The organism is Nonomuraea sp. NPDC049486 (assembly GCF_040676925.1).
In the GTDB taxonomy this organism is placed as follows: Bacteria; Actinomycetota; Actinomycetes; order Streptosporangiales; family Streptosporangiaceae; genus Nonomuraea; species Nonomuraea ferruginea.
This window is the reverse complement of sequence record NZ_JBFAPV010000010.1, coordinates 113,934-130,916: the sequence shown is the minus strand read 5'-3', so window position 1 is coordinate 130,916 and position 16,983 is coordinate 113,934. Positions and strand designations below refer to the sequence as shown.

Here is a 16,983-nt window from a genome sequence, read left to right as displayed (position 1 = left end):
CCCGGGGAGATTTTCGGGCACGGCTTCGGCCCGGCAGCGTTTCGTACACGACTGCCAGGCCGAAGGTCTCGTCCGCCCGTGAGGCCCGCGCGACCGGGCGCGCGCACGCGCGCGCCAGTATGTCGATCTACGCGATTGGGACTACTCCCCTTCGGTGTTTCGACTTACCTTAACAGCGGCCCGCGCGCGGGCATTCCCCAGGTCAAATCTCGCAGCCGACCAGCACCGGCTCGTTGACCAGCGTGACGCCGAACTTCTCGCGCACCCCGTCGCGCACCTCCCTGGCCAGGGCCAGCAGGTCGCCGGTGGTGCCGGCGCCGTCCGGGTTGGTCAGCGCGAGCGTGTGCTTGGTGGAGATGCGCACCGGGCCGCGGGCGTAGCCCTTGGGGAAGCCCGCCTGCTCGATCAGCCACGCCGCCGGCACCTTGACCAGGCCGCCGGGCAGCTCCCAGCCCGGGTGGCCGGGCGCGCGGGCGGCCAGCTCCGCCGCCTGCTCCGCGGTCAGGACCGGGTTGGTGAAGAACGAACCGGCGCTGCGGGTGTCGGGGTCGCCGGGGTCGAGCACCATGCCCTTGCCGCGGCGCAGCTCCAGCACCGCCTCGCGGGCGCGGGCCAGCGGCACGCGGGCGCCGGGCTCGACGCCCAGCCGGGTGGCCAGTTCCTGGTAGGCGACCGGCCCGGACATGTCGGTGAGCTCCAGCGCGTACGTCACCGACAGCACGACGTAGCGCGACAGGTCGCGCTTGAACATGCTGGTGCGGTAGGCGAACCCGCACTGGCGGGCCTCCAGATCCTCGACCTGCTGGGTGCGGCGGTCGTAGGCGCGCACGCACCGGACGGTCTGCGCGATCTCCTGGCCGTAGGCGCCGACGTTCTGGATCGGGGTGGAGCCCACCAGGCCGGGGATGCCGGCCATGCACTCGACGCCGGACCAGCCCTCCGCGACCGTGCGGGCCACCAGCGGGTCCCAGTCTTCGCCCGCCTCGACCGTCACGAGCACCTGCTCGCCGTCGCGGGACACCCGCACGCCCTTGGTCTCCACCCGGACGACGAGCCCGTCGAAGCCCGCGTCGGACACCACGAGGTTGCTGCCGCCGCCGAGGACCAGCGTCGGCCGCGCGGCGCGGTCGGCCTCGGCCACCAGGGAGACCAGTCGCTCGGCCGTGTCGGCTTGGACGAAGTCGAGGGCGGGACCGCCCAACCCCAGCGTGGTGTACGGCGCGAGCATCTCCATAGGGGTCTAGCTTAGGAGGGTTCCAGCATCCTGAGCACCCGGCCGTGGTTGCGGTGTGACTCCTCCAGCCGGTAGTCGTCGGCCACGGCGTGCACGCGCTCCTGCCGTACGGGAAGGCGCGTGCGGGGCACCACCAGCTCGCCGCGCAGGCGCAGAGACAGCTCCAGGTCGGCGTCGGCTCCGTAGCGGGCCTGCTCGGGCAGGGCCGCGACGGCGGCCGAGCGGCGCACCGCCATCAGGTCACCGGTCAGCGCGGGCACCTTGCCCGGCCCGGCCTCCAGCCACTCGGCTCCGCTGTCCGGCCTCTCGGCGCCCGGCGGCTTGCGGCCCTTCCACCCGGCGGCCACCGCGCCTTCCTGCACGGCGGCGATCAGCGGCGTGAGGGCGTCGCCCACCAGGACCACCGAGGTGTCCATGAACACGTGCACCTCGGCGGTGTCCAGCTGGAGCAGCTTGGCCCTGGCCGCGCCCCAGGTCGCGGTGCCGCCGAGCCAGTGCGGCGTCTCGGCGACGTGCCACACCCGCACCCGGTCAGGCTCGCGCCCGGCCAGCACGTCCAGCACGTCGCCGGCGCCTTCCACGTTGCCCAGGTCGAGCGCCAGCACCGTGCACCCGGTGTGCGCCAGCACCGACTCCACGCAGGCGCGCACGTCACCCGGCCAGCCGTCCACCAGGAGGCCGACCGAGGCCGTCACGTCCTTGGTCTCCACCCGCTGGCGCTCGGCGTTGACGCCCAGGTCGTCCATCCGGTTGGTGGCCAGCGTGCCGTCCCACACCCGCTGCGCGTGCAGCATGTCGTCGCCCGGGTCGCCGTGCTGGCCGGGATCGCCGGAGAAGCCGAACTCGGCCGCGGGGTTGCCGCGGGCGCCTTCGCGGCGGCGGCCCTTGGTGCCGGCCGTGCCCACGCCCGTGGCGCGTGCGGGGGTGGGCACGGCGGCGCCGCCGGCGGTGTCGCGGCCGGTGCCGCTCGCGCCGGCGATCTCGTCGGTCCTGGCGGGTCTCAGGTGGGCGGGCGGCCGGTCGTCCGTGACGGCCGAGACGGGGATCGACTCCACAGTTGGCCATGCTTTCTCACTCATGACCGTCACGCGTACCCGAGAATCGGCCGCCTAGGCGAGCCGCACCACGGCCCTCGCCTTGGACAGCACCCGGGCGTCCCCCGATCGGGCGGTCAGCGCCACCACGACCTTGCCGTCGTCGAGCTTCTCCTCCACGACGCCGCTCACCGTGATCGTCGCGCCCTCGTCGTCGTCGGGCACGACCACCATCGACGAGAACCGCACCCCGAAGTCGACGACCGCGCCCGGGTCGCCGGCCCAGTCGGTGACGAACCGGCCCGCCTGCGCCATCGTGTACATGCCGTGCGCGATGACGTCGGGCAGGCCCACCATCTTGGCGAACCGCTCGTTCCAGTGGATCTGGTTGAAGTCGCCGGACGCTCCCGCGTACATGACCAGGTTGACCCGGCGCACGCGGTAGTCGACCGGCGGGATCTCCTGGCCCACCTCGACCTCGTCGTACTTCACCGTCGCCGTCATGTCAGGCCGCCCCTCCGCGCTCGACGATCGTGTTGTACGTGGTGCAGACCGGCTCGCCGGAGACCGTCGTGACGTCGCTCCTGACCGTCAGCAGCTCGTTGCGCCCGGCGGTGCGGATGTCGGTGATGGTGGCGGTGGTGACCAGCTCGTCGCCCGCGTAGACCGGGCGGAGATACTCGAAACGCTGCTCACCGTGGACGACCATGGCGAAGTTGAGCCCCAGGTCGGGGTCGGCGAGCGCCTCGCCGCCGCCCCGCAGGCTGAAGACGATCGGGAAGGTGGGCGGGGCCACCACGTCGGGGTGGCCGGCGGCCCTGGCGGCGTCCCTGTCGTGGTAGATCGGGTTGTCGTCGCCGATCGCCGCCGCGAACTCTCGGATCTTCACCCGGCTGACTTCGTATGGAGTGCTGGATGGGTAACTGCGCCCCACGAAGTCACGGTTCAAGGCCATCGATGCTCCCTCGCATGTCTCACCGGACGCGCTGTTGAGCAGAAGGTAACAGAACAAGGTTCGGCTGTCGCTGCCGATGGCCTGCTTTTTGCCGCCCCCCGGACATGACAAACCGGCGCCCGGAGGGGACGCCGGTTGTGCGCTCTATGGAGGCCGGGAGTGACCGCCCCTGACGAGAACTAGCGGGTCTCGCGGTGCGCGCGGTGGCAGCGGCAGTTGGGGCAGTACTTCTTCAGCTCAAGCCGATCCGGGTCGTTGCGCCGGTTCTTCCGCGTGATGTAGTTGCGGTGCTTGCACTCCTGGCAGGCCAGCGTGATCTTCGGCCTAACGTCGGTGGCAGCCACTTGGGAGTGCCTTTCTACGTTCGGGACATGGACATGCCCGGACCCAGGCCGGGTGACCTGGGTGAGGGCAGTAGCGGAGGCCGGACTTGAACCGGCGACACAACGATTATGAGCCGTTTGCTCTGCCTGACTGAGCTACTCCGCCTTTGAAGCCGGAAACGACCCGGCCCCGTAGAGGATACCCGACCCCGCGAGCGTCTACGTCACTCGCCTGGTCAGGCGGGGTGATGCAAGTATGCCAAAAGCACCCCCGGCGACACAAAGCAAAAACCCCACCGTGGTGGGGTCTGTCGCGGGTGGAGCCCCCAAACGGAATCGAACCGTTGACCTTCTCCTTACCATGGAGACGCTCTGCCGACTGAGCTATAGGGGCCTGTCCGGCGCTGCGGACAGGTGTAACCATACACGGCACTCAACGATGATGCGAACTCGTTCGGGCCGTCTCCCGCCCGGTTTTCCGGGGTCGCGCGGGCAGCGCGATGACCTCGCAGAGATCGGCCAGATCGACGTGGCGCGCGACCTCGGAGACCGACGCGCACTCGGCGACGAGCCGGCCGTTGCGGCGCACCCTCAGCACCTGACGCCCGGCCCGCATGCCGAGCACGATCTCGTACCCGTCGCTCCCGACCCATCGCCTGTCCATAGCGGCACACATTAGCCTTCGGGTCTCTCAATTTCCCCCGAGACGACAGGCGTAACGGGATCAGTAGCGGTAGAACCCGAGGAATCCGGGCACCTTCGCGATGTCGTCCACCCGGACGATCGCGCCGGTCTCGGGGGCGTTCATCATCCGCCCGAGGCCCAGATAGATGCCGACGTGCCGGGTCCTGAGCCGTTTCTTCCTGCGTTCGCCGAAGAAGACGAGGTCACCCGGCACCGGCGACCGGACCTGGCGCATCCGCCGTACGTGGTCGTCGGTGTTGCCCGGCCCGAGCACGTCCGCGCCGTGCGCGAGCGCGTACACCCAGCGCGTGAGCCCGGAGCAGTCCAGCCCCCGCGTCCGGGTGGCGGGGCAGGGCTTGATCCTGCCCGTGTAGCCGGCGCAGGTGCCCGTGGAGGGGCCGGGGCGTTCGGCGTGGCCGCCGCCCCAGGAGTAGACGATGCCGTGGCGCTCGATCTCGTACGCGATCGCGACGATCCGGGGTAAGACGTAGTGCTTGATCGGGGCGGAGGCGGTGACGACGAGCAGGACGAGCGCCATGGCGAGCAGAGCTCCGCGCCTCCCCGACACCCGTGCCTCCCTCGTGATGCCGGTTCAATCCTGCCTTATGGGGCTATCTGGCGCTTAGCTTGACCGCCACGGTTCCGACGGTGAACCGGATGCCGACCGTGCCCTTCTTCTTGCGGGGCTTGGTGGTGAAGGTTAAGGTCCTCTTCTGTCCGCGCCTGAGCTCGTCGATCGAGCAGCGGATCGCGGTGCCGCTGAACGTGCAGCCGGTGGGCGCCTTGACCACCCGCTGCCCGCCGAACGTCCGCCCGGAGACCTTGACGTCCGTGACCGGATGCGGCCCGGTGTTGGCCACGGTCAGCCGGTAGGTCGTGCGGCTGCGGGTCTTGCCGGAGACGGTCACCTCGGCCGGCGGGTTGGCCATCGCGGCCAGCTCGGACTCGGAGCCGTTGAACGCGTTCTGCCCGCCGGGCAGCGGGCCCTTGTCGGCCGACTGCCAGAACGTGTGCTTCTGCCATGCCTTGGGCAGCTCGCCCGGGTCGGCGCCCCACCGGGCGATCCACAGCGGGCTGGACTTGGCCGCGGTGCTGTCGCCCGTGCAGGTCCGCCACCAGCTCGTGGTGGTGTAGACGATCGCCTGACGCCCGGTCCTGGCCCGGTAGGTCCTGGTGAAGTCCTTGATCCAGGCGACCATGTCCTTGGCCGACAGGCCGTAGCAGGCGTTCTTGCCGTTCCTGTCCTGGTACGGGTTGTCTTCGAGGTCGAGCACGCCGGGCAGCGTCCGCCCGTCGGTGAGCCAGTTGCCGCCGTTGCGCACGAAGTGCTCGGCCTGCGCGGCCCCGCCCGACTCGTGCGGCTGCGCGAAGTGGTAGGCGCCGCGGACCAGCCCGGCCGCCGCCGCGCCGTCGAACTGCGCGGTGAAGCGCGGGTTGACGTAGTCGCCGCCCTCGGTGGCGTGCACGAAGGCGAACTTGGCGCCGCCCGACGCCGCCGCCGACCAGTCGACCTCGCCGGTCCAGTTGCTGACGTCCACCCCCGCGACCCCGTCCGCCGCCTGGGCGCTCTGCGCGCCCAGACCGACTGCCGCCACCACCGCGATGAGCACCAGACGCTTCACGTGGGTGATAGTCGCAAAAAATCTTTACATGTACGGAGAAATCGCACTTCAGAGGCCGAAAAGTTATCCGTCATCGCCATCCGAACCACGTGACGTTTCCGCAGGTCAGAGCCGTATATGAACGTGATGTTCACGTTTGCCAGGACCGCTTTCCCGGGCTGACACTTGAGCCGCTCCCATCCGACACCCCCCACCACCAGGGGTTTCTTCGCCATGCCCGGAGGAAGGCACCATGATCCACACCCGGGGTCTGACCCGCGTGTTCTCCCTGAAGAAGAAACAGACCGTCGAGGCCGTACGCGGCATCGACCTGGACGTCGAGCCCGGACAGCTCGTCGCGTTCCTCGGCCCGAACGGCGCGGGCAAGTCCACCACGCTGCGGATGCTCACCACGCTGCTGCCGCCGACGTCCGGCACCGCCACCGTCGCCGGCCGCGACGTGGCGCGCGACCCCGCCGGGGTGCGCGCCAGGATCGGCTACGTCGGCCAGCGGAACAGCGCCGGAGAGAACTTCCGCGTCGGCGACGAGCTCGTCACCCAGGGCCGCTGCTACGGCCTGACCAGCGCCGAGGCCCGCCGCCGGGCCGGCGAGATGCTGGAACTGCTCGACCTGGGGCCGCTCGCCGCGCGCAAGCCCGGCACGCTCTCCGGCGGCCAGCGCCGCCGCCTCGACATCGCCCTCGGCCTCGTCCACCGTCCCGGCCTGCTGTTCCTGGACGAGCCCTCGACCGGGCTCGACCCCAAGAGCCGCGCCGAGATCTGGTCACACATCCTGCGCCTGCGCGAGACGTACGGGACCACGCTCTTCCTCACCACCCACTACCTCGAAGAGGCCGACAGCATGGCCGAGCGGGTGATCATCATCGACGACGGCCGGATCATCGCCGACGGCACGGCCGAGCAGCTCAAGAACGACCTGGCCGGCGACCGCGTCACGCTCACCACGCACACCGCCCAGGACGCCGGGCGGGCCGCCGCGCTCCTCGGCGGCGCCGCCGAGGGCGTCACCGTGCGGCTGCGCGCGGCCTCCGCGACCGCCGCCCTGCCCGAGCACCTGCGCACGCTGGAGGCGGCGGGCGTCAAGGTCGCCACCGCCGAGACCGTCCGCCCGACCCTCGACGACGTGTTCCTCACCCTGACCGGGAGAAGCCTCAGCGATGACGACCTTCCTGCGTGACACCGTGACCGTGTTCCGCCGCGAGTTCACGCCCGCGTGGCGGGAGCCGGTGGGGCTGATGTTCGAGATGGGGCAGCCGCTGCTCTTCCTGTTCCTGTTCGGGGCCCTGCTGGACGGCGCCGTCGGGGCGTCCTGGCAGTGGTTCGTGCCGGGCATCCTGGTGATGATGTGCCTGACCGGGCCGATGGCGGCCGGCTACCACGTGCTGATGGAGCTGGTCGGCGGCTCGATGGAGCGGATGATGGTGACGCCGCTCGACCGGACCGCGATGCTGGTCGGCAGGACGATGAAGGAGATGGCCGTGCTGTTCGCCCAGGCCGTCCTGATCATCGTGCTGGCGCTGCCGCTCGGGTTCGAGCCGCACCTGGCGGGGGTGGTCGCCGGGCTGGCGCTGCTGATCGTGTTCGGGGTGGGGCTGGGCGCGCTCTCGTTCGTCCTGGCCGTCAAGTCGGCGCCCGACGGCACCCTGTTCTACACGGTCACGCAGGTGCTGCTGTTCCCGATGCTGCTGCTGTCGGGGGTGCTGCTGCCGCTCGACTCCGGTCCGGACTGGCTGCGGGTGGCCGGCGGGCTCAACCCGATCACCTACATCGTCGACGCCGAGCGCGCGCTCTTCTCCGGCCAGGTGCTCGGCCTGCCGGTCCTGTACGGGGCCGCGACGGCGGTGGCGGTGGCCGCGCTCGGCCTGTTCCTGGGCAACCGGACCCTGCGCCGGGGCGTCTGACCGGTGCAGCTCACACGGCGCGGGCCCTCTCGATGTCCGGCCCCCGGTAGGCGTGCTCCGGGATGCGGGCCAGCGTCGAGTCGTGCACCTGCGGCCCGAGCCCGTACAGCTTCTGGAAGCTCATGATCAGGGGCCGCCACCGGTCCGGGTCGACGTGGTCGTCGGCGCCGTCCTTGCGGATCTCGTCGTGCACCCACACGCGCTGCACCCGCACCTCGAAGGTGACGATCCCGCCGTCGCCCACCGGGTGCTCGACGACCACCACCGCTTCCATGCTCACCGGGCACTCGGCCACCCGGGGCGGCGCCACGGTCTCGCTCGCCACCGGCGTCAGCCCCGCCCGCTCGAACTTGGCGGGCACGTACCGGTAGCCCCGCTCGCGCTTCCCCGGCGGCACCGGGTCGGCGCCGGTGGTCAGGGCGAGCCGGTCGACGGCGGGGGCGAGCTCGTCCGAGGGCAGGTTCAGCACGCACTCGCGGGTCCGCGTCATGTTGCGCGCGGTCTTGGACCGCCTGCCCAGCCCCAGCACGCCCCGCCAGCCGAGCCAGAACGCCGACGACATCGGGGCCAGATTGGGCGTGCCGTCCTCGTTCACGGTGGAGATCAGCACGACAGGGGTGCCGAAGTAGAGGATCGACGGTTCGATACGGGTGTGCTTGGTCACGGACCACACTTTCGCGCCTGCCGGGGTCCCGGCACCGGCGGCAATCGGACCTGTCGACCGGCCTTGACCGGTGTAATGTCGCCCCATACACCATGGAGGCCGCTGGATGCATGCACCGTTCGCCATCACCAGTGAATACTTCGGTGACACGGCGGTCATCAGCCTGATCGGCGAGCTGGACACCACCCGGTGCCCCCAGCTGGACGAGGCGCTCGGCGCCAGCCTGTCCGGGGGGCGGATCCATCTCGTCGTCGACACCGCCGAGCTGACCTTCTGCGACTCGATGGGCCTGCGCACCTTCCTCGACTACGTGGAGAGGGCCAGGCAGGCGGGCGGCTGGCTGCGGATGGCGGGCGTGCGGGGGGTGCTGCGGCGGCTGCTCGACGTGACGGGCGTCTCCGCCGTCGTCCCCATCGACCCCGACGTCCCCACCGCGCTGCGCGCCCGCCTGCCCGGCGGCGACGCCCTCGGCCTCTGACGGCTCACGAGAGGTCCGCCCAGAACGCGTCGTGGTCGCTGTACGACCCCATGCTGATCGTCCCGGTCCTGACGAAGCCGTGGCCGCTGTCACGGGCGATCACGTGCTGGCGGTTGCCGTCGCTCTTGCGCGTGTAGCCGCTGCCCAGGCAGCGCTTCAGCGCCGCCTGCTCGGCCGGCCTGTTCCAGCGCAGGTTCAGATCACCGGAGACGATCAGCGGGCCCCTGCCCGCCAGTTTCCTGCCGCCGCTCATCAGCTCGCGGCACTGCGCCTCGGCGACCGCCACCGTGCTGACCGACAGGTGGCCCGTGCAGACGGTGAAGGCGGGCTCCTTCCGGCAGCCCATCACCCGCCGCTCGCTGCTGCCGTCCTGCTTGGTGAACCGCTTCTCCAGCCGGTACGCGCTGTACGGCTTGCGCAGCGGCGCCTCGGTCAGGATCGCCGAACCGTAGGAGCCGCCGCCGTTCCTGGAACCACCGCACGTGTACTTGGCGGAGTTCTTGTACACGGTGAAGAACGAGTCGCCGTCGAGGCCGAGCCGGATCTTCATGGAGGCGAGGTCGGAGGAGCACACCTCGTTCATCACGACGACGGACGGTCGCGGGTTCAGCGACTTTAACCCCGACACGACCTTGCTCATCGTCCTGGCGGCCCGGGTGCCGTCGGGGCCCGGCTTCTCGCCCCAGCAGGGGGCGTGCCCGCTGTTGCACAGGTTGAACTGGAGCACGCGCACCGGCCGGGCCGCGGCCTCGGCCGACGCCGGACCGGCGAAGCAAGTCGCGGCCAGCAGACCGGCGGCGAGGATCCTCAGGCTGGCGTGACGTGGCAAGACGCACCCCTCTCATCCCGGTGAAAGTTTCCAGGCACGTTAGTGAGCCGGGTTATCGAATCCCTAAGGGAAACGGCGCTAAGGGAATCGATAACCCGCCTCCCTAACGTCTCCGGGGCACCTATCACCCCTGATGGAGGAGGACTCCTCTTGCGTCGCACAGCCGTGTCCGTCGCCGCGCTCGTCGCCATGACGGGCCTTCCGGCTCCGGCCCACGCCGCCACCGAGGCGCTCGCCTCGCGGCCGTTCTTCCAGCTCCCGTTCGCGTGCGGCACCAAGGTCTTCACGAACTCCGCCGGATCCCACGCCGGTTACGTGGACAAGGCGCTCGACATGTATCCGAACACCGGCAACCCCTACTCGGGCGGTTACAGCGCCGACGGCTGGGAGGTGCGTCCCGCGGTCGGCGGGACGGTGCGGTATCTGTCCGGCAGCACGACCAACACAATGTACGTCGAGCACAACAGCACCTGGCGCACCATGTACGCGCACATGAAGAACCGCGTCAAGAACGGCTCCAAGGTCACCAGGTCCACCGTCATCGGCCGCATCGGCAGCGTGGGAACCGGCAAACCCCACCTCCACTACGAGCAGCAGCAGAAGGTGAACGGGACCTGGCAGCTGGTCAAGCCCTACTTCAACGGCAAGAACCGCTCGCTCGGCAGCGGCGGGCGGCAGGTCCTCACCAGCCACAGCTGCACGCATCCGAAGCCGACGGTCTGGTGCCGGTACCGGGCCGAGAAGGCCGTCAACAAGCGTTCCTGGGCGGGCACGAAGTACGAGTCCGAGGGCAAGCTGACCAAGGGCACCGTGTACGTCTTCGGCTACAACGGCTACCGCAAGCCCGGTTCCACGGTCTGGCGCAGGTTGAAGAGCAGCGGCGGCGCCGACGGCCAGGGCCCCTTCGTGAGCGGGAACCACCTGGAGTACCTCGGCGGCGGGACGTCCTGCCCCACCTGATCTCCGGGCGTTTAGCGGATCGATAACGAGGTTCCTCTACGATCGATCGGGGGTTTCGGTTCGGCGAGCGGGTGTGCCCTGCCGTCGTCGCCTGCAAGACCGATCTCGATCATGGCTCAGCTGGAGTTTCTCGTCCTCGGACCGCTGGAGGCCGGCGTCGCCGGGCACCCTGTCCGGCTCGGCGGGTCGCGGCGCCGTGCGCTGCTTGTCGCCCTGCTACTGGAGACCGGGCAGGCGGTGCCGGTGGACCGGCTGGCGCGCACGGTCTGGGAGGACCGCCGGCCCACGTCGGTACGCACCCAGATCTCCATCCACGTCGCCGCTCTCCGCAAGGCCGTCAAGGCGGCCGGAGGCGATCCTGGGGTGATCGTCACCGAGCCGCACGGCTACCGGCTCGACGCCGAAGGGGTACGGGTCGACGCGCACGAAGCCGAGCAGCGGATCGCCGAAGGGCGCGAACTCGCCGCGGCCGGGCAGCCTGACCAGGCGGCCGACCTGCTCGGACAGGCGCTGGCCCGGTGGCGCGGGCCCGTGCTGGCCGGGCTCGACACCACGGCGATCACGGCGTGGGCGCGCCGCCTGGACGCGGTCCGGCTGGCGGCGGTCGAGGAATGGGCCGGGCTGGAGCTGGCGTGCGGCCGGCCGCGCGAGGTCGTGGAGCACCTGACCGGGCTGGTCGACGACCATCCCCTGTACGAGGGGCTGCGCGAGAAACTGGTGCTCGCCCTGTCGCACGCCGGCCGCCAGGCCGACGCCCTCGCCTGCTACCACCGAGGCCGCGACCTGCTGCTACGGGAACTGGGCCTGGAACCCGGCCCCGGACTGCGCCAGGCCCAGCACAAGGTCCTCCGCGGCCACCCCGCCCCACCGACGCACTTACCGCGACCCGCCCCAGCGCGGCAGGCGCAACCGCCTTACATACCACCCGCCACGCAAACCGAACTGGCGTGGCGCGAGCAGCCGCCGCACGACCAGCCGCAGGCCAAGCCTGCGCAGCCCACGCAACCTCCGCACAACAGACAGTCGGACACGCAGGCCGAGCCAGCGTGGCGCGAGGGGGTGCCGTACGACCGGCTGCCGGCCCATCCCGCGGGAGCGGCACGACCGACTCGCGACCAGCCGCAGGCCAAGCCGGCGCAACCACCGCACAACAGACAACCCACCGAGCCCGCGTGGCGCGATGAGTCGCCGTACGGCCGGTTGTTGGCCCATCCGACGGGGGCGGTATGGCCGGCTTGTGATCTGCCGCAGGTCGCGGTGGTGCGGCCTGCGCAGTTGCCGCCGCCCGTGCGGGGGTTTGTCGGGCGGGCGCCGGAGTTGCGGGCGCTGGATCGGCTGCTCGCCCAGGACGGGCCGCGGGTGGCGGTGGTGAGCGGGATGGCGGGGGTGGGGAAGACGGCGCTGGTGTTGCGGTGGGCTCATCAGATGGCCAGCCGGTTCCCGGACGGCCAGCTCTTCGCCGACCTGCGGGGGTATGACGCGGGCGGGGAGCCGGTGCGCCCGGGAAGCGTGCTGGAACGGTTCCTGCGCGCGCTCGGCGTGGGGGTGCCGCGAGATCCGGCGGAACAGGCCGCGGCGTTCCGGGAGGCGCTGGCCGGACGGCGGGCGCTCGTGGTCCTGGACGACGCCGGATCGGCGGAGCAGGTGCGGCCCCTGCTGGTGAACGCGCCCGGCTGCCGCGTGATCATCACCGCCCGCCGCCGTCTCGGCGAAACAGCCCTGACCGTGCCGATCAATACGCCCATCGACGCGCCCGTGCCCGTGCCTGTTGACGTGCCCGTCCCCATATCCATCGATGTCCCCGTCGATGTGCTTCCCGTACCCGAGTGCGTGGAGTTGCTCGGTCGGGTGGCCGGGGGCAGGCGTGTGGCGGACGAGCGGGAGGCGGCCGAGCGGCTGGCCGGTCTGTGCGGGGGGCTGCCGCTCGCGGTGCGGATCGCGGCGGCGAAGCTGGCGCGGCAGCCGCGGTGGCCGCTGTCCGGCCTGGTCGGGCTGCTCGCCGACGAGCGCCACCGGCTGGACGAGCTGGTCTGCGACGGCCTGAGCGTACGGGACAGCATCGCCCTGTCGTACCGCGAGCTGCCGCCCGAGGCGGCGCGGCTGTTCGACCGGCTGGGGCTGGTCGAACAGCCAGCGGGCTTCGGCCCGGACCTGCCCGGCGTGCGGCAGGACGACCGTACGGACGCGCGACCCGGGAACGACGCCGAGCTGCTGCGGCAGCTCGCCCACGCGCAGTTGCTGCGCCCGCCGGGCGGGCCGAGCCGGCCGCACTACCGGTTCCACGAGCTGGTGCGGCTGTTCGCCAGGGAACGCGCCGCGACCGCCGTTCGATGACGTCTTGAACGCTTGCCGCCTCCGGCACCCCTCCCGTTACGATCCATCAAGGGAGGAGTCGATGTCCGGCCCAGTCGCTTTCCAGATCCTCGGCCCTCTGCGCGTCGAGGTCGCCGGCCGCGCCGTCGCCCCCATCGGGTCGCGCGCCCGTACGGTCCTGAGCGTCCTGCTGCTGCACGCCGGGCAGAGCGTCACCGCCGAGCAGCTGGTCGCGGCGCTCTGGACGGACGGCGCCCCGCCCCCGACCGCCCGCACCCAGCTCCACATGCTGCTCTCCCGGTTGCGCAAGACGCTGCTCGGCCACCCGGTGATCGAGACCCGGCCGGGCGCCTACCGCATCGACACGCGGGTGGCGCGGCTCGATTCCCATCACGCTGAGCGGCTCATCGAGGAGGGCCGCCGGCTGGGCGATCCCGCACTCTACGGCCGGGCGCTCGCACTGTGGCGCGGGCCCGTACTGGACGGTTTCGACCACGCGGAGGTGCGGCGGCTCGAAGAGCTCAGGCTGACCGCCGTCGGCGAGTGGGCCGCGCTGGAGCTGGGCCGGGGCTGCCCGTCGCGGGTGGCCGAGCGGCTCGCGCCGATGGTCGCCGACCTGCCGTACTACGAATCGCTCCGCGCCCAGCTCGTGCTCGCGCTCGACCGGCTGAACCGCCGTCAGGAGGCGCTCCACGTGCTGCGCGAGGGCACGCGGCTGCTGGACCGCGAGCTCGGCCTCGAACCGGGGCCGGAGCTGCGCCGCGCCGAACAGCTCGTACGGGGGCGCACCCCGGCGCAGCTTCCTCCGGCGGTGGCGGCGTTCACGGGCCGTGACGGCGACGTCGAGCGGCTGTGCGGGCTGCTGACGGACGGCGGCGAGCACGTGGTGGCCGTCTCGGGCCCGGCGGGCATCGGCAAGTCCGCGCTGGCCGTCCAGGTGGCGCACCGCCTGGCCGGTCTCTTCCCCGACGGGCAGCTCTACGTCAACCTGCACGGGTCCACCCCGGACACGGAGCCGGCGGCCACCGCGGAGGTGCTCGGCAGGTTCCTCCGCGCGCTGGGCGCGACGGTGCCCGCCGACCAGGAGGAGGCCGCCGCGGCGTTCCGCTCGATGACGCACGGCAAGCGGCTGCTCGTCCTGCTCGACAACGCCGCCGGCCCGGAGCAGGTGCGCGACCTGCTGCCGGGCAGCGCCACCTGCGGCGTGCTCATCACCAGCCGGCGGCTGCTCGGCTCCGTCGACGCCGCCCGCCATCACCCGGTCGAGGGTCTGCCGCCGGACGAGGCGGTCGCCCTGCTCGGCAGGCTGGCCGGGACCGCCCGCGTCGGGAGCGAGCCCGAGGCGGCGGCCGAGATCGCCGAGCTGTGCGGGCGGCTCCCGCTGGCGCTCACCATCGCGGGGGCGAAACTGGCCGGGCAGCCGGACCTGAGCGTGCGGGCGCTGGCCGGGCGGCTCGCCGTCGAGCAGCGCAGGCTGGCCGAGCTCGCGCTGCACGACCAGGCCGTGCGCACCAGCTTCATGGTCAGCTACCAGGACCTCGGCGACGCCGCGGCGGCCCGGCTGTTCCGGCTGCTCGGCCTCCTGGACGTGCCCGACGTCGGCGTCCCGGTCGCCGCCGCGCTGGCCGGTCTGCCGGAGCAGCGCGCGGCGGTGCTGCTGGATCGGCTCGCGGAGAACCAGCTCGTACGGTCCGACGTGCCCGGCCGGTTCCACCTGCACGACCTGCTGCGGCTGTTCGCCAGGGAACGCGCCGCCGAGGAGGAGGCCGGGGCCGACCGCACCGGCGCCGTGCGCCGCGCCCTGCACTGCTACGTGGCCACGGCCCGGCACGCCACGCTGGCCGTCGAGCCGACGATCGGCTGGCGGATCGACTTCCTGCCCGGCTCGCTCGACCACCCCGGCGTCCCGCTCGGTTCGCGCGACGAGGTCGACGAGTGGATCGACGCCGAGACGGACAACCTGGTCGCCGCGGCCCGGCAGGCCGCCTCCGGCATCGCCCCCGAGGTCGCGCCCTACCTGTCGGCGTGCCTGAACGCCCCGCTCGAAGGCCGGGGCCGCCGGCGCGAGCAGCTGACGCTCGCGTACATCACGCTCACGGCCGCGCGTCTCACCGGCGACCGCCGTCACGCCGGGCTGGCCGACAACGACCTCGGCTAGGCGCTGCACTGGCTGAGCAGGGCGGAGGAGGCGCTCGCCTGCTTCGACCGCGCCCTGCGCGCCTGGGCCGGCTACGACGCCGGGACCGCCCTGGCCCTGCACGGCCGCGGCGTCGTGCTCCGCGTGCTCGAACGGTACGAGGAATCGCTCGAATCCCTGGAGCGGGCCCGCGCCGCCTGGCACCGGCTCGGCCACGCCCGCCAGGAGGCCGGCTGTCTGACCGGCGTCGGGCTCACTTGTCAGCGGCTCGGCCGCCATGACGACGCGGTCGCCGCGCACGAGGCCGCCATCGGCCTGGCCCGCGACTCCGCCGCCCGCGTCACCGAGGTCATGGCGCTGGGCAACCTCGGCGAGGCGCACCGCCTCGCCGGCCGGCGCGAGGCCGCCGCCGCCTGCTTCACCGAAGCCCTCCGCCTCGACCGGCTGCGCGGCCTGTCGGGCACCTACTGGGAGGCCGAACACCTGTGGGGCCTCGGCCGCGTCCGCGGCGACCGCGCCCTCCTGAACCGCTCGGCCGCGATCCTGCGCGACCTCGACCTCATCGACGACGCCGAGGCCGGAGCCATCGCCACCGGCCCCGCGCCGCGTACCCCGGCAGCCATCGCCGACCAGCTGTGACCAGCCGGATGCAAGATCTCTCCAAGTGGCGTCCCCTAGCGTCCCTGCCATGAAGAAGACCTATGTCATCGGTGGGGTCCTGGCCTTCCTGATCGCCGCGGGCGGGCCGGCCCAGGCGTCCCCCGGTATCCATTGGGGGCCCGTCAAGTCGGCGGCGGGACATTCCGGTCACGCCACGGCCGACGTCTGGATCACCGACTTCAGCGCCGAGACGTTCGTCGTGCGCGGCACGCTGTCCGATCGCGACAGGCACTCCGGTCACTGCGCCTACGTCCGCGCCCGCTTCCACTACGCGGGCGGCGGCACCGGATGGAGCCGGCCCCGCTCGACCTGCGCGGCCAAGACGCCCTTCCGGCTCTCCTCCGACGGCGAGATCAAGCGCGTGGACGTGCGGGTCTGCCTGTACGACCGCGCCCTGCGCAAGACCTTCAAGTGTCACGCCGACGCGATCAAGCCCGAGATCATCGCGAACTGGCCCCGGTGACGGGCGGTTCGTCGAGCAACGGGGTGAGCGTCTCCCAGTTGGCGCGGGTGGCCGCGGCCGCCCCCGCCACGTCACCGGCCGCGCACAATTCGATGATCCGGTCATGCTGAGCGACCGACTCCCGGCCGCTCAGTGAGGAGAAGCGGAGCCGCTCCAGGCGGCGCAGCACCGGCGTGAACCGTTCGAGGACGTCGCGGAGCGCGTCGTTGGCGCTGGCGGTGACCAGCACGCCGTGGAACTCGTCGTCGGCCGCGAGCGCCGCGTCCACGTCGTCGCGGCGCAGGGCGTCGGCGAACCGCGCGTTGGCCGTGCGCATGGCTTCGAGCTCGGTGGCGGAGAGGTTCGGCAGCGCCTCGCGGACAGCGAGTTCGTGCATGGCGGCCGTGACCGACTGGGCGTCACGGCAGGCGCGGGCGTCCAGAGGGCTGACGATCGTGTAGCGGCCGGGTTTGGTCCTGACCAGGCCCGCCTGCTCCAGTCGCGCGAGGGCCTCGCGCACCGGGGTCCGGCTGACGCCCAGCCACTCGACCAGGTCGGTGTCGTTGAGTCGCTCACCTGGGGCCAGCGTGCCGTCGACGATCGCGTCACGGATCGCCCGGTAGGCGTCTTCCCGAAGCAGCGACCTGGAGACGAGTCCGCGACCCTGTGGCACCGGCATGCAACATATTGCACAGGCACGCTGCGATCACTGTCAAACAGGGTCAGCGGGACAGGGGTGCGCAGTCG

Annotated in this window: 19 protein-coding genes and 2 tRNA genes; 8 read left to right on the top strand and 13 right to left on the bottom strand. The window is 71.9% G+C overall.

Annotated elements, in window-relative coordinates:
• Positions 1–202: 202 nt before the first annotated feature.
• From AB0K05_RS27665 to AB0K05_RS27620, 10 genes are all read right to left on the bottom strand, one after another.
• The gene (locus AB0K05_RS27665) at positions 203–1,234 is read right to left on the bottom strand and encodes a UDP-N-acetylmuramate dehydrogenase (protein WP_271275138.1); all 1,032 of its coding nucleotides are present in this window, start codon (positions 1,232–1,234) and stop codon (positions 203–205) included.
• An 11-nt stretch (positions 1,235–1,245) separates the two neighbouring features.
• Positions 1,246–2,289: a hypothetical protein gene (locus tag AB0K05_RS27660; RefSeq protein ID WP_364232864.1), complete on the bottom strand. Its 1,044-nt coding sequence runs from the start codon at positions 2,287–2,289 to the stop codon at positions 1,246–1,248.
• 54 nt (positions 2,290–2,343) lie between these two features.
• The gene (locus AB0K05_RS27655; RefSeq protein ID WP_148036547.1) at positions 2,344–2,772 is read right to left on the bottom strand and encodes a MaoC family dehydratase; all 429 of its coding nucleotides are present in this window, start codon (positions 2,770–2,772) and stop codon (positions 2,344–2,346) included.
• Position 2,773: 1 nt separating this feature from the next.
• Positions 2,774–3,223: a MaoC family dehydratase N-terminal domain-containing protein gene (locus AB0K05_RS27650; RefSeq protein ID WP_271280083.1), complete on the bottom strand. Its 450-nt coding sequence runs from the start codon at positions 3,221–3,223 to the stop codon at positions 2,774–2,776.
• A 179-nt stretch (positions 3,224–3,402) separates the two neighbouring features.
• Complete coding sequence (gene rpmG, locus AB0K05_RS27645; RefSeq protein WP_019632658.1) at positions 3,403–3,567, bottom strand: 50S ribosomal protein L33; 165 nt, start codon at positions 3,565–3,567, stop codon at positions 3,403–3,405.
• 71 nt (positions 3,568–3,638) lie between these two features.
• Positions 3,639–3,712 (bottom strand) — tRNA-Met (locus AB0K05_RS27640).
• 152 nt (positions 3,713–3,864) lie between these two features.
• A tRNA-Thr gene (locus tag AB0K05_RS27635) sits at positions 3,865–3,940 on the bottom strand.
• 39 nt (positions 3,941–3,979) lie between these two features.
• Complete coding sequence (locus AB0K05_RS27630; RefSeq protein ID WP_364232860.1) at positions 3,980–4,210, bottom strand: transposase; 231 nt, start codon at positions 4,208–4,210, stop codon at positions 3,980–3,982.
• Positions 4,211–4,270: 60 nt separating this feature from the next.
• A complete protein-coding gene (locus AB0K05_RS27625; RefSeq protein ID WP_271280084.1) occupies positions 4,271–4,798 on the bottom strand; it encodes an NlpC/P60 family protein in 528 nt (175 codons plus the stop codon).
• A 43-nt stretch (positions 4,799–4,841) separates the two neighbouring features.
• Positions 4,842–5,852 (bottom strand): GH25 family lysozyme, encoded by a 1,011-nt coding sequence (locus AB0K05_RS27620; protein WP_364232858.1) that lies wholly within the window; start codon positions 5,850–5,852, stop codon positions 4,842–4,844.
• Positions 5,853–6,084: 232 nt separating this feature from the next.
• Here AB0K05_RS27620 and AB0K05_RS27615 point away from each other — a divergent pair, with 232 nt between their 5' ends.
• Complete coding sequence (locus tag AB0K05_RS27615) at positions 6,085–7,029, top strand: ATP-binding cassette domain-containing protein (protein ID WP_148036543.1); 945 nt, start codon at positions 6,085–6,087, stop codon at positions 7,027–7,029.
• Positions 7,010–7,753 (top strand): ABC transporter permease, encoded by a 744-nt coding sequence (locus tag AB0K05_RS27610; RefSeq protein ID WP_271280087.1) that lies wholly within the window; start codon positions 7,010–7,012, stop codon positions 7,751–7,753. The genes AB0K05_RS27615 and AB0K05_RS27610 overlap by 20 nt, the downstream gene beginning before the upstream one ends.
• Positions 7,754–7,763: 10 nt before the next feature.
• Here the strand turns inward: AB0K05_RS27610 and AB0K05_RS27605 are convergent, their stop codons facing one another.
• On the bottom strand, positions 7,764–8,417 hold the full coding sequence (locus AB0K05_RS27605) for a flavin reductase family protein (protein WP_261809052.1): 654 nt from the start codon (positions 8,415–8,417) through the stop codon (positions 7,764–7,766).
• Between the two features lie 106 nt (positions 8,418–8,523).
• Here AB0K05_RS27605 and AB0K05_RS27600 point away from each other — a divergent pair, with 106 nt between their 5' ends.
• On the top strand, positions 8,524–8,895 hold the full coding sequence (locus AB0K05_RS27600) for an STAS domain-containing protein (protein WP_148036540.1): 372 nt from the start codon (positions 8,524–8,526) through the stop codon (positions 8,893–8,895).
• Positions 8,896–8,899: 4 nt separating this feature from the next.
• On the opposite strand, the gene AB0K05_RS27595 is transcribed toward AB0K05_RS27600, so the two are convergent.
• Positions 8,900–9,724 carry an endonuclease/exonuclease/phosphatase family protein gene (locus AB0K05_RS27595; RefSeq protein ID WP_364232854.1) on the bottom strand — a complete coding sequence of 275 codons (825 nt, stop codon included), beginning with the start codon at positions 9,722–9,724 and terminating at the stop codon, positions 8,900–8,902.
• Between the two features lie 150 nt (positions 9,725–9,874).
• Here AB0K05_RS27595 and AB0K05_RS27590 point away from each other — a divergent pair, with 150 nt between their 5' ends.
• The 5 genes from AB0K05_RS27590 to AB0K05_RS27570 all read left to right on the top strand — a co-directional run bounded on the left by AB0K05_RS27590 (position 9,875) and on the right by AB0K05_RS27570 (position 16,257).
• Positions 9,875–10,684, top strand: coding sequence for a M23 family metallopeptidase (locus AB0K05_RS27590; RefSeq protein ID WP_364232852.1), 810 nt, complete (start codon positions 9,875–9,877; stop codon positions 10,682–10,684).
• 111 nt (positions 10,685–10,795) lie between these two features.
• Positions 10,796–13,018, top strand: coding sequence for a BTAD domain-containing putative transcriptional regulator (locus AB0K05_RS27585; protein WP_364232849.1), 2,223 nt, complete (start codon positions 10,796–10,798; stop codon positions 13,016–13,018).
• 61 nt (positions 13,019–13,079) lie between these two features.
• Positions 13,080–15,155: a BTAD domain-containing putative transcriptional regulator gene (locus tag AB0K05_RS27580; RefSeq protein ID WP_364232847.1), complete on the top strand. Its 2,076-nt coding sequence runs from the start codon at positions 13,080–13,082 to the stop codon at positions 15,153–15,155.
• 3 nt (positions 15,156–15,158) lie between these two features.
• Positions 15,159–15,773 (top strand): tetratricopeptide repeat protein, encoded by a 615-nt coding sequence (locus tag AB0K05_RS27575; protein WP_364233191.1) that lies wholly within the window; start codon positions 15,159–15,161, stop codon positions 15,771–15,773.
• A 49-nt stretch (positions 15,774–15,822) separates the two neighbouring features.
• Complete coding sequence (locus AB0K05_RS27570) at positions 15,823–16,257, top strand: hypothetical protein (protein WP_364232845.1); 435 nt, start codon at positions 15,823–15,825, stop codon at positions 16,255–16,257.
• On the opposite strand, the gene AB0K05_RS27565 is transcribed toward AB0K05_RS27570, so the two are convergent.
• The gene (locus AB0K05_RS27565; protein WP_271277680.1) at positions 16,235–16,915 is read right to left on the bottom strand and encodes a GntR family transcriptional regulator; all 681 of its coding nucleotides are present in this window, start codon (positions 16,913–16,915) and stop codon (positions 16,235–16,237) included. The genes AB0K05_RS27570 and AB0K05_RS27565 overlap by 23 nt on opposite strands.
• Positions 16,916–16,983 lie beyond the last annotated feature (68 nt).

Excerpts from the sequence above, each read along its gene's own strand:
- AB0K05_RS27655 (WP_148036547.1), bottom strand. The coding sequence starts at position 2,772 with ATGACGGCGACGGTGAAGTACGACGAGGTCGAGGTGGGCCAGGAGATC.
- AB0K05_RS27615 (WP_148036543.1), top strand. The coding sequence starts at position 6,085 with ATGATCCACACCCGGGGTCTGACCCGCGTGTTCTCCCTGAAGAAGAAA.
- AB0K05_RS27665 (WP_271275138.1), bottom strand. The coding sequence starts at position 1,234 with ATGGAGATGCTCGCGCCGTACACCACGCTGGGGTTGGGCGGTCCCGCC.
- AB0K05_RS27630 (WP_364232860.1), bottom strand. The coding sequence starts at position 4,210 with ATGGACAGGCGATGGGTCGGGAGCGACGGGTACGAGATCGTGCTCGGC.
- AB0K05_RS27580 (WP_364232847.1), top strand. The coding sequence starts at position 13,080 with ATGTCCGGCCCAGTCGCTTTCCAGATCCTCGGCCCTCTGCGCGTCGAG.
- AB0K05_RS27570 (WP_364232845.1), top strand. The coding sequence starts at position 15,823 with ATGAAGAAGACCTATGTCATCGGTGGGGTCCTGGCCTTCCTGATCGCC.
- AB0K05_RS27585 (WP_364232849.1), top strand. The coding sequence starts at position 10,796 with ATGGCTCAGCTGGAGTTTCTCGTCCTCGGACCGCTGGAGGCCGGCGTC.
- AB0K05_RS27600 (WP_148036540.1), top strand. The coding sequence starts at position 8,524 with ATGCATGCACCGTTCGCCATCACCAGTGAATACTTCGGTGACACGGCG.
- AB0K05_RS27610 (WP_271280087.1), top strand. The coding sequence starts at position 7,010 with ATGACGACCTTCCTGCGTGACACCGTGACCGTGTTCCGCCGCGAGTTC.
- AB0K05_RS27650 (WP_271280083.1), bottom strand. The coding sequence starts at position 3,223 with ATGGCCTTGAACCGTGACTTCGTGGGGCGCAGTTACCCATCCAGCACT.
- AB0K05_RS27565 (WP_271277680.1), bottom strand. The coding sequence starts at position 16,915 with ATGCCGGTGCCACAGGGTCGCGGACTCGTCTCCAGGTCGCTGCTTCGG.